Origin of the sequence: Methylovulum psychrotolerans (assembly GCF_002923755.1) — a bacterium.
Lineage (GTDB): Bacteria > Pseudomonadota > Gammaproteobacteria > Methylococcales > Methylomonadaceae > Methylovulum > Methylovulum psychrotolerans.
This window is the reverse complement of record NZ_PGFZ01000004.1, coordinates 163,538-177,457: the sequence shown is the minus strand read 5'-3', so window position 1 is coordinate 177,457 and position 13,920 is coordinate 163,538. Positions and strand designations below refer to the sequence as shown.

At 52.1% G+C, this 13,920-nt stretch carries 9 protein-coding genes; 5 read left to right on the top strand and 4 right to left on the bottom strand.

What is annotated here, in order from left to right:
- The first annotated feature begins 193 nt into the window (after positions 1 to 193).
- Genes moaB through pepN form a run of 3 tightly spaced genes read left to right on the top strand, consistent with a single transcriptional unit; the run spans position 194 to position 3,782 of the window.
- Positions 194 to 715 carry a molybdenum cofactor biosynthesis protein B gene (gene moaB, locus AADEFJLK_RS10945; RefSeq protein WP_103974281.1) on the top strand — a complete coding sequence of 174 codons (522 nt, stop codon included), beginning with the start codon at positions 194 to 196 and terminating at the stop codon, positions 713 to 715.
- On the top strand, positions 715 to 1,131 hold the full coding sequence (locus AADEFJLK_RS10940; protein ID WP_103974280.1) for a DUF423 domain-containing protein: 417 nt from the start codon (positions 715 to 717) through the stop codon (positions 1,129 to 1,131). The genes moaB and AADEFJLK_RS10940 overlap by 1 nt, the downstream gene beginning before the upstream one ends.
- A complete protein-coding gene (gene pepN, locus AADEFJLK_RS10935) occupies positions 1,131 to 3,782 on the top strand; it encodes an aminopeptidase N (protein ID WP_103974279.1) in 2,652 nt (883 codons plus the stop codon). The genes AADEFJLK_RS10940 and pepN overlap by 1 nt, the downstream gene beginning before the upstream one ends.
- Before the next feature lie 215 nt (positions 3,783 to 3,997).
- On the opposite strand, the gene AADEFJLK_RS10930 is transcribed toward pepN, so the two are convergent.
- Entirely contained in the window at positions 3,998 to 4,603 is a 606-nt protein-coding gene (locus tag AADEFJLK_RS10930) for a peroxiredoxin (protein WP_088619675.1), read from the bottom strand.
- Positions 4,604 to 4,866: 263 nt separating this feature from the next.
- Between AADEFJLK_RS10930 and AADEFJLK_RS10925 the strand changes: the two genes are divergently transcribed.
- Positions 4,867 to 5,376, top strand: coding sequence for a hypothetical protein (locus AADEFJLK_RS10925; RefSeq protein WP_088619674.1), 510 nt, complete (start codon positions 4,867 to 4,869; stop codon positions 5,374 to 5,376).
- A gap of 164 nt (positions 5,377 to 5,540) precedes the next feature.
- Here AADEFJLK_RS10925 and AADEFJLK_RS10920 read toward each other — a convergent pair whose 3' ends face one another.
- From AADEFJLK_RS10920 to AADEFJLK_RS10910, 3 genes are all read right to left on the bottom strand, one after another.
- A complete protein-coding gene (locus AADEFJLK_RS10920; RefSeq protein ID WP_088619673.1) occupies positions 5,541 to 6,914 on the bottom strand; it encodes a DUF1501 domain-containing protein in 1,374 nt (457 codons plus the stop codon).
- 13 nt (positions 6,915 to 6,927) lie between these two features.
- Complete coding sequence (locus tag AADEFJLK_RS10915) at positions 6,928 to 8,601, bottom strand: DUF1800 domain-containing protein (protein WP_088619672.1); 1,674 nt, start codon at positions 8,599 to 8,601, stop codon at positions 6,928 to 6,930.
- A gap of 240 nt (positions 8,602 to 8,841) precedes the next feature.
- A complete protein-coding gene (locus tag AADEFJLK_RS10910; RefSeq protein ID WP_088619671.1) occupies positions 8,842 to 10,581 on the bottom strand; it encodes a multicopper oxidase domain-containing protein in 1,740 nt (579 codons plus the stop codon).
- A 461-nt stretch (positions 10,582 to 11,042) separates the two neighbouring features.
- On the opposite strand from AADEFJLK_RS10910, the gene AADEFJLK_RS10905 reads away from it, so the two are divergent.
- Entirely contained in the window at positions 11,043 to 13,721 is a 2,679-nt protein-coding gene (locus AADEFJLK_RS10905) for an ABC transporter substrate-binding protein (protein ID WP_103974278.1), read from the top strand.
- Positions 13,722 to 13,920: the final 199 nt, after the last annotated feature.

The following is a 13,920-nucleotide window of genomic DNA, read 5'->3' as shown; positions in this document are numbered from 1 at the left end:
CGGGGTTAAGCAGGCTTGAGTCGGGTGCAATGCGGTGGTCTTTTAACCCAAATGCCAGCGTTTTGCCGGATTAGGGTTAAGTGCCGTCATTTAAGGATACAATCTTATGGGGCTTATTGGTATAGTAGGGATTTGTAACGGCTTATTGTGTCAGCCAGAGTCGCCTACCCCTTAAACCACTAGCGGTACACCCATGCACCCCGAAAAACACTTTATCCCCCTCAATCTCGCCATTTTGGTGGTTTCCGATACGCGCACCGAGGCCGACGACGTTTCTGGCCGCACCTTGGCGGAACTGGCCACGCTGGCGGGTCATAGCATTGTCGCCAAAAAAATAGTGCCGGATAATATTTACCATATCCGCGCCGCCGTCGCCAATTGGCTGATTGACGGGGCAGTTAACGTCATCATCAGTACGGGCGGTACGGGCGTGACCGGGCGTGACGGCACACCTGAAGCGGTGCTGCCGTTGTTGGATAAGGTCTTGGAGGGGTTTGGCGAAACTTTTAGGATGCTGTCTTACCAAGACATCAAAACCTCCACCATCCAATCGCGGGCGGTTGCGGGGGTGGCTAACGGCATTTATGTGTTTTGCCTGCCCGGTTCCGCCGGGGCGTGCCGCACGGCCTGGGACAGCCTGATCAAAGAGCAACTCGACCACCGCACCCGCCCCTGTAACCTCGTGCAGCTGATGCCGCGCCTAAAGGAACGATAATGCCTTCCGTATTTTTAGCGCTCGGTGCCGTGTGCGCCTTTTTAGGGGTCGGTTTCGGGGCGTTTGGCGCACATGGCCTAAAGGCCATCCTTAGCCCCGAATTGCTAGCGGTTTACCAAACAGGGGTGACTTACCAAATGTGGCACGCCTTGGGCCTGCTGGTCATTGGTCTGCTCCACCAACAGACTCCGACCGCTAAGCGCTTAGTTTGGGCAGGTTGGTTAATGTTTGTTGGCATTTTACTATTTTCGGGTAGCTTATATCTATTGGCGGTAACGGATGAAAAGGTACTGGGCATGGTGGCACCCTTTGGCGGGGTTTGTTTTCTGCTTGCCTGGTTATTGCTTGCCCTATTCGCCTTCAATAAGAACCCTCCCACTTTCGCCGCTCCCAAGAAACACAGCAGGTACAACTAATGCGCGACGCCAGCCCTCAAACGACTTATTTAAAAGATTACACCGTCCCCGATTATCTTATCCATAAGGTTGCCCTACATTTTGTCTTAGACGAAGAGCGCACCGAAGTGACGGCACGGCTGACCCTCAGCCGCAACCCGGCTAGCCTGTCGATGTCAGCGGCTTTAGTGTTGGCCGGGGAAAACCTTACGCTACAACGCATTATCCTCAATGACGGCGAGGAACTGGTGGCGGCCGATTATGTGCAGGCCGCAGATAGCCTGACCATTTACAACGTGCCGCAACAGCAGCCGTTTGTGCTGACGATTGAGAATACCATCAACCCGAAAATCAATACCGCCCTGGAAGGGCTGTATTTGTCCAACGGCATGTTATGCACCCAATGCGAGGCGGAAGGCTTCCGTAAAATCACTTATTTCCTCGACCGCCCGGATGTTATGGCGACTTTTACCACCACCCTAGTCGGGGATAAAAGCCGTTATCCGGTGTTGCTGTCTAACGGCAACAAAATTGCCCACGGCGAGTTGGAAGCTAACCGCCATTGGGTGACGTGGGAAGATCCGTTCACCAAGCCTTGCTATCTGTTCGCGCTGGTGGCCGGGCAACTGGAGTGCATCGAAGATCATTTCACTACCCAATCGGGGCGCGACATTAGCCTCCAGATTTTTGTCGAACCGCAGGATGTCGATAAATGCGCCCATGCCATGCAGTCTTTGCAAAATGCCATGCGTTGGGATGAAGAGGTTTATGGCTGCGAATACGATCTGGATTTATATATGATTGTCGCGGTCAGCCATTTCAATATGGGCGCGATGGAGAATAAAGGCCTGAATGTCTTTAACACCAAATTTGTTCTGGCCCGCCCCGATACCGCCACCGATTCCGATTATGAGCATATCGAGGGGGTGATTGCCCACGAATATTTCCATAACTGGACAGGTAACCGCATCACTTGCCGCGATTGGTTCCAGCTTAGCCTTAAGGAAGGCTTTACCGTGTTCCGCGACCAAGAATTTACGGGCGACCGCACCTCCAAAGCCGTCAAACGCATTGAAGATGTCACCATGTTGCGTACCCGCCAATTTGCCGAAGATGCCGGCCCCTTGGCGCATCCGATCCGCCCTGAAGCTTATATTGAAATCAATAACTTCTACACCGTGACCATTTATGAAAAAGGTGCGGAAGTTGTGCGGATGTTGCATACCTTGCTGGGTGCGGAGCGGTTCCGTAAAGGCAGCGATTTATATTTTGCCCGCCATGACGGCCAAGCCGTCACTTGTGAGGATTTTGTCAAGGCGATGGAAGCGGCCAATGGTGTCGGTTTGGTGCAGTTCCGCCGCTGGTACAGCCAAGCCGGCACCCCGGTATTGACGGTCAGCCGCCGCTACGACAGCCAAGCCCAGACGTTGACTTTAAGCATCAGCCAAGAGTGCCCGCCTACCCCTGGGCAAGCCGTTAAAGAGCCACTGCATATCCCCGTGAAGGTGGGGCTGATTTATCCTGATGGCACTATTGCCCCTTGCCAATTACAGGGCAGCGCTGACAGTGCCGAGGAAGTGATTTTAGCGTTGACCGAAGCGGCACAGGATTTTGTCTTTACGGGTCTGAGCAGCGAACCGGCGGTATCGGTGTTAAGGGGCTTTTCCGCACCCGTGAAGCTGGTTATGGAACGTAGCCTGACGGAATTGGCGTTTCTGTTAAGCCATGACAGCGACACCTTTAACCGTTGGGAGGCCGGGCAGCAATTAATCGGCCAAGCCATTACCGGCCTGATTGCCGATGTCCAAAATAACCGCGAACTCCGGCTAGACCCGATTATCATCGAGGCCTTCCGGCAGGTTCTGGCACAGCCTTGGGAGGATTTGTCGTATTTCTCCCTGTTATTGAGCTTGCCGTCGGAAACCTATCTGGCCGAACAAATGCCGGTTATCGATGTGGTCGCCATCCATACCGCGCGGGAGTTTGTCAAACTTACCCTTGCCGAACAGTTACAAAACGCCTTGCAGACCTTGTACCTGAATAACCACCGTGACGAATCGGGGTGCTTTGATGCCGGGGCGATAGGCCGCCGCCGCATTAAAAACACCTGCCTGAATTATTTGTGCGCTTTAGACGATCCGGCGCTAAAAAACTGGGCGCACCAGCAATTTAAAACCGCCAAAAATATGACCGACCAAATGGCGGCCTTAACGGTGATGGTCAATAACCCGCATTACGCCAGACGGCAATGCTTGGCGGAGTTTTACCAACAGTGGCAACATGAAGCCTTGGTGATCGACAAATGGTTCGCCCTGCAAGCGGCTAGCCCCGCCCCTGATACCTTCGCCACGGTACAGGCGTTGATGGCGCATCCGGCCTTTGATTTAGGTACGCCTAACCGGATACGCGCGTTAATCGGTGCGTTTAGCCAAGCCAACCCGCTGCATTTCCACGCCGCCAACGGCCAAGGCTACCAATTTTTAGCCGACCAAATCATTGCCCTTAATACCTTAAACCCGCAAGTCGCTTCGCGCATGATCAGTGCGTTGACCTCGTGGCGGCGCTACGATGCCGGCCGCCAAGCCCTGATGACGGCGCAACTGGAGCGGATTATGTCTACCGAAGCGATCTCTAAAGATGTCTATGAAATTGCCAGTAAGAGCTTAGCTTAGGAGGGGGGGTAGGAAATTTCAGGCAAACGCTAAAAGGTACGGGTTTTGGAGCGCGGGCATCTTGCCCGCTCTTGCGGGCAAGATGCCCGCGCTCCAGCTTCATGATAAGATTTGCCGAGCGTATTTTAGGGTCGTGCCTTAGCGGTAGGAATGGCGCAACCATAAAAAAAGGCGGGGTGCTTAAGCACCCCGCCTTGTTTAGTGGCGCTGGCTGTTTACAGTTTGTCAGCGTTTTTATCCAGGTATTCGGCCACACCGGCAGGGCTGGCGTTCATACCTGCATCACCTTTAGTCCAACCCGCTGGGCACACTTCGCCATGCTCCTCATGGAATTGCAGTGCGTCAACCATACGCAACAATTCGTCCATATTACGGCCTAATGGCAGGTCGTTAACCACTTGGTAACGTACCAGGCCGCTTTGGTCGATCAGGAACGTGCCACGGTAAGCGACCGCAGGGGCAGCGGCTTCCACATCGTAGGCTTTACAAATGCTGTGCGCCAAATCGGCCGCCATCGTGTAACGCACAGGGCCAATGCCGCCTTTGTTAATCGGCGTGTTGCGCCAAGCGTTGTGGGTGAAATGGGAGTCGATAGAAACCGCGATCACTTCAACACCACGCTTGGTGAACTCTTCCATGCGGTGGTCAAGGGCGATCAACTCGCTAGGGCAAACAAAAGTAAAATCCAACGGATAGAAAAATACGACGGCATATTTGCCTTTAGTCGCTTCAGAAAAGCTGAAAGAATCAACTATCTGACCGTCACCTAAAACGGCAGGTACGGTAAAATCAGGGGCTTGCTTACCAACTAATACGCTCATTGCTTATCTCCAAGTTTTTGAAAAATAAAGTTTTATTGGGTTTGATTAGCCACTGTCAAAGTGGCGTGGGGCTTATTCTACACTAGATCAGTCAAGATTTGTCCAGTGTTGAAATTATTGCTTGCATTTGTACAGGCTTTAGCGATAATTTATTACAGTATCGTTACAGATAAGTTAACGATTTTTTAAAACTATGCGCAAAAGGCGGCATAGCCTTGCCGCTAAGTGCGTAAACATAACTATAATTGGGGAAGGGCATTTCCATGGAAAAAAATAAACATATCACCGAACCTGATGTGTTCGGGTATCAAGTCCGCATCGTCAGGCGTGGTAAAGAGAGCAGCCGTTATTTTTCGCATAAATTGTGGGGCAACCGCAATAAGTCCCTACAAGCCGCCATTACTTGGCGCGACCAAATGCTGGTGGTTTTAAAAGGCAGTAAGACCCGCTTCCTCAAACCGCCGAAAAACAAGACCACCACCGGCTTGACCGGCGTATCCCGAACCATCAAATTCGACCACCGCAAAGACAAAAGCTATTTGTGCTACACCGTTTTCTGGGTCTGCAACGGCAAGGCCAGAAACAAAACCTTTCAAGTCGGTAATGTCGAGCGCGTCACCGCCGACGACGAACTGCACGCCTTCCGCACCGCCCGCCTGTTCAGAAGCTGTTATGAGTTTGCCATTGATAACGACCTGGAATTTCGCGACGAAAAGTTTTTAGGCTGGAAAAAAACCCGCCTTTATGACGACGAAAATCTCGACGTGGTTTAGGCCTAACCGTTAAACCCGCAAGGCTAGCCCCGATATAGACGACACGCATTGCCAAATTAACAAACCTGCATCGGCAATACGTTTGGGGGCTAGCTGCTCTGTAATATTTCTACTGATCCCGCTTTTACAAGCCCTTTCCTTGGCTAAGCTTTCCCACTAGGTTGTTAGGCCAGACTCATAAAGCCCACATCCGCACTGTTAAAGCGGCTAAGGTGCGGGAAAATGGTCGCCAAGTCGGTGTCGTTAGCCCCAAACCACCGCGCTAAGGTCGCCCCATACTGGTCGATGGATGTGGTCGGGATTAGGCGGCCATAACTGGCATCGTCCGGCCCATCAATCGTTTGGTTGGGGAAAGTCCCGTAGACATTACCGCCTAACACCGAACCGCCTGCAACCATCTGCACATTACCCCAAGCATGGTCGCTGCCGTCACCATTAGAGGTGAGGGTGCGGCCAAAATCAGATAAGGTAAAGCTTGTTACCCCGTTGCCGATGCCAAACTCATCCATTGTGCTATGGAAGGCCGCCACCGCCGCCGATAAATCGTTGATTAAGGCATTATGGCGGTTTGGTTGGTCATCATGAGTATCATAACCGCCCTGTACCACATAAAACACCTGGCGTTTGACGCCGAAGGTGTTGCGGACGCTAATCATCCGCGCGACCATCTGCAATTGTTGCGCTAAGTAACTGCCGGGCCAAATGCCTGATCCGACCGAGCTTTTTGCCAGTGCCGCAATCAGGGTCTGGCTGAGGCCGAGGGTTTTTTGCACCGATTGGCCAAATTCTTGTTCCAATAAACCGCCGTTCGCTACCGAGGCGGCGAGCATTTTGTTAAAGGCTCTGGTGCGGGGGTCGGTGTTGCCGTTAGATGTCACATAAAAATTGCTGACTCCAGAAGTGCCCATATAATACGGCACGGCGGTAGAGCCGATTTGAAACAAATTATTGCCGCCAATCGACACACCCAACGGTAAAGTGCTGGTGCCGTTAAGGGGGCTAAGCAAATCGGCGATACGCCCGCCCCAACCCAGTTTTTGCAAGGCATCCAATTCGTTGGCCATACCCTGGTCGGACTGGTCGCTATGGGAGTAAAGCTGTGGCGGCAAGTTAGTGCCTGCCAGATAAGCTTTTTTGCTGGTAGGTTCTAACAGTGTGCCGACATTGGCTAAAAAAGCTAACTGGCCTTTATTATAGAGCGCTTGGAAACCTGGGGCACTGGTCGAAACCGCATAAGTTTTACTGGTTGAGGCATTTAAGGCCAGCAATTGGTCGGTGCTGAACGCCAAATTGCCCCGTGCCGTTTTATAGGTTTGGTAACGGGTGGTGTCGGACGGTATCAAGACGTTAAAACCGTCATTGCCGCCCGCCAGAAAAATGCACACCAAGGCGCGGTAATCTTCGGTAGCGGCTTGTGTGGCGGCGGCCTGTGCGCCCGCTAACAATCCCAGCGCGGCGTTCCGGTTCGCTAACCCTGCCGCCGTTGCCGCCGCACTTTGCAGAAAATGACGGCGTGACCAATCTTTAGATGCAGACATAGTAATTCCTTGCTTAACGTTGGATAAGGTAATTGGGTGAGCTCAAAACGAGATACAACGCTTCTAAAGAGCGGTTGACACCGTTACCCGCATTATCTTTAAAACTAAGGTCACGCAGATAGGCGATAAGCGGCGTTGTCACCGTAGCGGGCAATTTATTGCCGGTAAACACCAGATTTAAATAATTGACCAAGTTGGACGGGGTTTGCGCACGTTTGGCGAGATTGTTGATGTTAATTAGTACACTGGACTGGTCGGCCCATTGATAACCGACATAGTGCCAGTGGGTCAGGCTGAACAACTCGTTATAAAAACGGGTATTGTTGGCATCGTTGACTAATTGAAATTCGGGTGCGAACAGGCCTTGGTCATTAATTTTACCGCTGGGGGCGTAATCGGGGCGGAAGAAATTGAAGACACTGCCCGATGATAAGGGGGCTTGGCCGATAGACGATTCGGGATAATAATAAGGCAAGCGCCCGTCGTGGGCTTTGCCGCCTAAGACCCGCCATAAATGGGTTAAAACCAGTAACGGTTCGCGCAATTTGCCGAACTTGGGATTGACTTTCGCGCCGCCCACCGCTTCCGGGTCCAGTAATACGGCACTGATGACCGCTTTCATATCGCCTCTGACCCCCGCGCCGTTATCGTTAAAGGCCTCGGCGACCCGTTGGATATAGGCGGGTGAAGGGTTGCTGGTGACTAAGCGTTGGATCAAGCGGCGGCCTATAAACGGCCCGACGTTAGGGTGGTTAAATAGGGTGTCGAGCAGGATTTTTAAATCTGCCGGGGCTTTACCCGCCGCCGGAACGGCGACATTGGTCAGCAGGGTTTTCGCGCTATGGTCATGATAACCTTCAAAAGATACCATGCTTTGCCGCCATTCGATACCGTCAAAAAACGACACCGAGTCGGCCAGCCCCCAACCAGTCAGGACTTTTGCGGAATTTTCGACATCGGTTTGGGTATACGTCGGTACGGTTATGCCATTTTGTAAGACTGGCGTTCCGGTCGTGTCCAATTGCACCAGGCCGATAGTGAACAACTGCATGACTTCCCGCGCATAGTTTTCGTCGGCGCGGATGCCGAGTTTACGGTCAGCTTTTTGGTTATGCAGGGTGGACAAATACTTGCCCATAGCGGGCGATAAGGTCACTTGTTCGAGGATGTCGCGGAAATTGCCGAAGGCGTTGCGCACCAGAATGTCATAATAAACGGCCAGGGCATTTGTGCTGATACCGGAGCCGACATCGGATACGACGAAGACTTCCGAAAGGGCGAAAGCGACCCGTTGGCGTAATTGGTCGGGAGCCGTTACCGCATGGCGGAACCATACTTCGATGCGGTTTTCGCGTTGGTTATTGTCTTGGGTTTCGTTGAGGGTAGCCAAATGACAAGACGCTTTCATCGCCAATTGCTCGTCTACCCAAGCTTGAAAGGTCATTTTGCTCAGATGGTTAACATCTTGTGGTGACGCACCGAAAGTCGCCATATTTAAAAAGCGTACCGCTGCCGGTTGGGTGGTAACGGCGGGTACATTCGGGGTGGTCGGATAAACCGGTGCCGCTAGCGGATCGAAACAGTCGGCCAAGGCATCGGCTTGGGCGATACCTGGCAATAATAGGCTGAGCAATAGCCCTAGCTTGAGGGTGTTTGCCGCAACCTGGCGGCTGTTTAGGCTTTTCATTGGCAATCCTTCCGTTAGTGTGGCAAATCAAATCAACCGCGTCCCAAAGAGACGAAAACGCAGGCTCAGTGAACAAGTCTAGTGTACTTTAGGGAAGTGTCAAGGCAGATTGGCAGAGGGCGTAAGGCTGGTTTTTCTGGATCTGCCTGTATTTATCAGATAACAGACATGCGTTTTGTGGACAACGCCCTGGCCTTCTTCTGGGGGCGTGGTCGTGTTGGCCGCGCCCCCAGAATAGCGTTATTTGGCCGAGGTTTTTTTCAGTAGTTGCATGGCATACGCTTGGATCACCTGCCGTTTGACCACTGCCGCATAACTTAACAGACCCAAGAGCAGGCCTTGCAGCAATTTGCCGAACGCTGAACTTGTTTCGGCTGGCGCGTCGGCGCTGGATTTAGCCGGAGCGTTCTGCACCGCCACTTTGCCGGGTTTATAATCGGCGTTCAAGTCGGGTAGGCCTAAGCTGCGCCACGCGTCATAATCTTGCCAGATAGGGTAGTTGCGTTGCCAAAAGCCTTTGGTGAAATACGGCTCCAAGCTCATGCCGTGCGCTTTGGGGATGCCGCGTTCATCTAAGAAATCTTTATAAACGACTAAGCTAATGTCGCCGCCTTCACCGTTGCCGTTAGTGGTAAAGGATTTTTCGACATGGTCATGGAACATCCAGATGCCTTGGCCGAAGCTGTGCAGGCCGTCGTCAACACCGCTCAGTTCCAAGTCGATACGTTGCGCGGGGGTCATGCCGTGGACATCACGCGTGATGTAAGAACTAGGGCCGTTGTCGACACCGTCATAATGGGTGATGGTCGGTTTATGGCCGTGGATATGCAGCGCCAAGTCTTCGGTATGGCCGTTTAAGACCCGCAATTTGACTTTTTTGTCCTGCTCCATCTCAATCAGCGATTCACGCAGGGTATACGGGAAGGAGCGGCCATTGAGCATGAAATAATCGTCGGTGGCATCGGTGATGTCATATTCCATATTCATGTGCTTGGCGATCAGGCGCGGGTCGTTCGCGGAACGGGCGACCACTTCATGCAGTTCCTTATCTGCCGATTGGTAATGCAGGTCATATTCGCGGGCGTATTTTTCCAGCACAGCAACGGACGGATGGCGCACTTGCCCTGCGCCGACATTCAGGGTTTGCACCCAGTTATTCGGACGGTTTTCTTCAACAATAAAAATACCCTGCAAGCCCATAGGGATATGGGTGTGTGGTTGGACATGGCAATGGTAGTACATGGTGCCGGGTTGGCGTGGCTTAATCACATAAGTCTTGGTTTCACCGGGCATGGTGTCCATATTGCTGGTTTGCCCCACGCCGTCGTTACCGCTACCCGAATGGTCCATAAACGGATGGTCGATACCGTGTAAATGGATGGAATGCGGCAGGTAATGGGTGTTTTCCAGCACTATCCAGACGGTATCGTCCTGCTCGACCCGGATGACCGGGGAAGGTACCCGCAACAGCGGGTTGGCTTCCGGCTCGTAGAGGCTTAAGGTTGACATATCGCGGGTTTTAGGGGCATAAACCCAAAAGGTGGGCTGGATGCCGGGGGCGATGTCGAAGGTGGTAATGGGGCTTTTCACGTCAGGGGAGCGGCCATTCAACTCGACGATTTCCAGCTTGATAATGATTTTGTCCGGGTCGCCGTCGCCGTCCATATCGTCGGACATCGTAATCGCATCGGCGGCGAGTTGGGTCGCCATCAGGGTGTCCATAGAGATATTGTTGGTGCCTTTGACAAAGGCGGCAATATCAGCCGGGTTGTCTGGGTTACACAAATTGGAGGCTTGGATGGTCACGCCGTCAATGACCTGTTCTTTGCGCCATTCGGGTGCAGTAAAGTTTGAACAGACCTCTTCTGGTTTTCCCATCTCCACTTTCGCCGTCGGCGGCAAGTCAGTGGTCGCCTGGCTTAAGGAATGGGTCAGGAGCAATACCGCGCCCCCGGTGTAGGTAAGAAGTTTTTTACGCATAAGATGTCCTCAAAAACACACGATTGACGAAAATAAACGCCGCTAAGGTAAACAGATACAGACTAACCCCCTATTTTAACGCAATAAGGGCGCTAAGTCTTTCCCATATCGTTAGAGCGGTAATTCCCGTCCTGATAGGCCGCCCCCACTGGGGTGCAAAGCCGCCCCGGACCGCTGGCGGGTCTGGCAAATGCAGGGCGTGTGCCTAACGTAACGGCATTATGGCAAGTGTCAATGGCTGGGAGTGCAGGTGCACAGCGTAAGTTTGCAGAATGTCGGTGCAATAGATAAAACAGGCGTAGGCTGTAAGCGGATCCGAAAAATGAGCAGGCCGTCAGTATGGGCGTACATCCCGGTCATTTGGGTGCGACGCGGTTTAACGGTGCCTGCTCAAAAATATTAAAAAATAGCGGCAGACCTACTTATAATAATATGTCTTTCCTTGCCATTGCCAAAGACTCATGAGTGAATTTAAGAATAGCTTGCCATTCATGCTGAAAACAAGCATTCGCGGCGGTATATCGCTAAGACGCTGGGCTTGCGCTGTCCTTTTCTGGTCGGTGGCCAACCCTGTCTGGGCGTTGGATGCGGTTGTCTTGCAATTGAAATGGGAGCATTCCTATCAGTTTGCCGGCTATTACATGGCGCAAGCTTTAGGCTATTACCGTGATGAAGGGCTTGCTGTTGAACTGCGCGAAGGTGGCCCTGGCGTTGACTATGTCGCTGAAGTGGTCGGCAACCGGGCGCACTATGCCACAGGCACCCCCAGTTTGCTGATTGACAGGCAGCAAGGCAAACCTGTGGTGTTGTTGTCGGTGATTTTCCAACACGCGCCCGATATTCTGGCGGTGGCAAAATCGGCCGGTATCATGTCTCCTCAGCAGTTGGTGGGCAAAAAAATCATGGTCAAACAAAATAACCAGACTCCGGCGGTCTTGGCCATGTTACTCAATGAAACGGGTTCTTTGGCGCATTTTGATTTTTTGGATCAGACCAATGACCTTGATGGCCTGATGGTCGGCAAATTTGCCGCCATTGCCGTTTACAGCACCGAACAGCCCTATTATTTCCAACAACGGGGCTTCCCTATCACCGAACTTAAGCCAATCAATTACGGGATTGATTTTTACGGTGACAACCTGTTCACTAGCGAACAGGAAATCGCTACGCATCCAGAACGGGCGCAAGCCTTTTTACGCGCCAGCCTCAAAGGTTGGGCTTATGCGATGGCGCATCCTGATGAGACCATTGCCGTCATCAAAAACGTCGGCTCCAAACATTCCGGCGGCCATTTATATTTTGAATATCAGGCGATGCAAGATTTGCTCTTGCCCACTTTGGTGCCGCTCGGCCATAGCAACGCAGGACGCTGGCGGAACATTGCCGATACCTATGTACGTTTAGGCCTGCTCAAGCCGGATTATGCCTTGTCCGGTTTTGTCTATGACCCGAACCCGACCGTAGAAATCAGCAGATTTTACCGTTACCTTTATGTCGCCGCAGCCTTGGCAGGCGTTTTGGCTTTTTTTATTTTTGCCCTGTTGGCCTTCAATTACCATTTGCAACGTGAAATCCGCCGCCGTAAGCAAATGGAAGCCAGGTTACAGCTCAACGAAGAAAAGCTCAGCACCCTATTCCAGTTTTCCCCCACGGGCATGGCCTATACGGATTTTACCAGCCGCCAGTTTATTGACGTTAACCCGGCGTTGCAAGACATGACCGGCTATACGCGCGATGAATTATTGACCATGAATTATCTGGACATAACCGCCCAGGAATATCGGCCAGACAACATAGCGCAAGTTGAAGTGATGGCGCAGACGGGGCGTTTTGGTCCTTTTGAGAAAGAATATGTGCGCAAAGATGGCGGCCGTGTGTCGGTGCTGGTCAACGGCTTTATTTTGCATGACCACACCGGGCGGAAAGTGTCGTGGGCACTGGTCGAAGACATTACCGCCAGCAAAAAAGCCCAACAGGAACTGTTGTTAGCCAAGGAAGCGGCGGAATTTGCCAGCCGTGCCAAATCTGAATTCCTGACCAATGTCAGCCATGAACTGCGCACCCCGCTCCACACCATTCTTGGTTTTTCGCAGCTTTTGGCGATGGGTGGATTGGCGGCGGCGGAAGAGCAAAAAATGGCCGTTGGCCATATTATGACCAGCGGCAAGCAGTTGCTGGGCCTGATTAATGAGATTCTGGACTTGTCCCGTATTGAAAGTGACCAATTTGAACTGCGCTTGGAAACTTTCACCTTATCGCCGTTGCTGGACGAAACCGTCGCGCTGATGTCGCCGACTGCGGCGGAACGCGGCCTTACCCTTAGCCAAGGTTGCTACAGCGACATCGCGGTACGGGCTGATTTTTCGCGGCTCCGGCAAGTCTTGTTGAACTTGCTGTCCAACGCCATCAAATATAACCGCGATGGCGGTACGGTGAATTTATTTTGCGTTATTGATGGCGATGTTGTGCGTATTTCCGTTGTGGATTCTGGCTTAGGGATAGCGGCAGCGGATCAAGCGGCTTTATTCCAACCCTTCCAACGTTTGGGGGCGGAAAAAAAGGGTATCGAAGGGACTGGCATTGGCTTGGTTGTCTGCAAGCGCCTGATTGAAGCGATGCAAGGCAGTATCCATTTTAACAGCACGATAGGTGTCGGTAGCCATTTCTGGGTTGATTTGCCCATAGCTGTAGGAGAAAAGGTAGCCGAGAGTTTACCTGTGGTGCAGATAAGCGCGTTTTCGCCAAGCTGCCCTGAAAAAATCAGTGGCCGGGTCATTTATATCGATGATTGTGTAATCAATACCAATGTCATGCGCCATGTGTTCCGTAGGCTGCCTGATGTGGAATTGCTGATTAGGGAGGATGCCGAAAGCGGTTTGGCGCAAATCTGTCAGTATCGGCCAGATTTGATTTTGATGGACATTAATTTACCCGGCATGAGTGGCTTGGAGGCTTTGCATCTGCTTAAAGCCAATCCCGCCACCGCCGCTATCCCCGTGATTGCAGTCAGCGCCGCCGCTATGCCGAACGTCATCAAAGAAGGTTTACAGGCCGGGTTTCTCGCCTACCTGACCAAGCCTTTCGATGTCGCGGAACTGATCGCCTTGGTCAGTAAAACCTTAGCGAAGCACCGTGTATAATTGGCGGGAATAGAGGAGGGTTGTTTGGGAAAACCTTGGTTGCCGCATCGTTATCTGTATTGCGATATACTAGACATCTTTCCTAAATGTTGCTGACTATATAAACGTTGACAGGTTAAAATACCAAGCTTTATCCTGACCCGCGAAAAAGCCATGAAACCGTATGCCCAGTTACCCACCGACAACCCCGAAGAATACA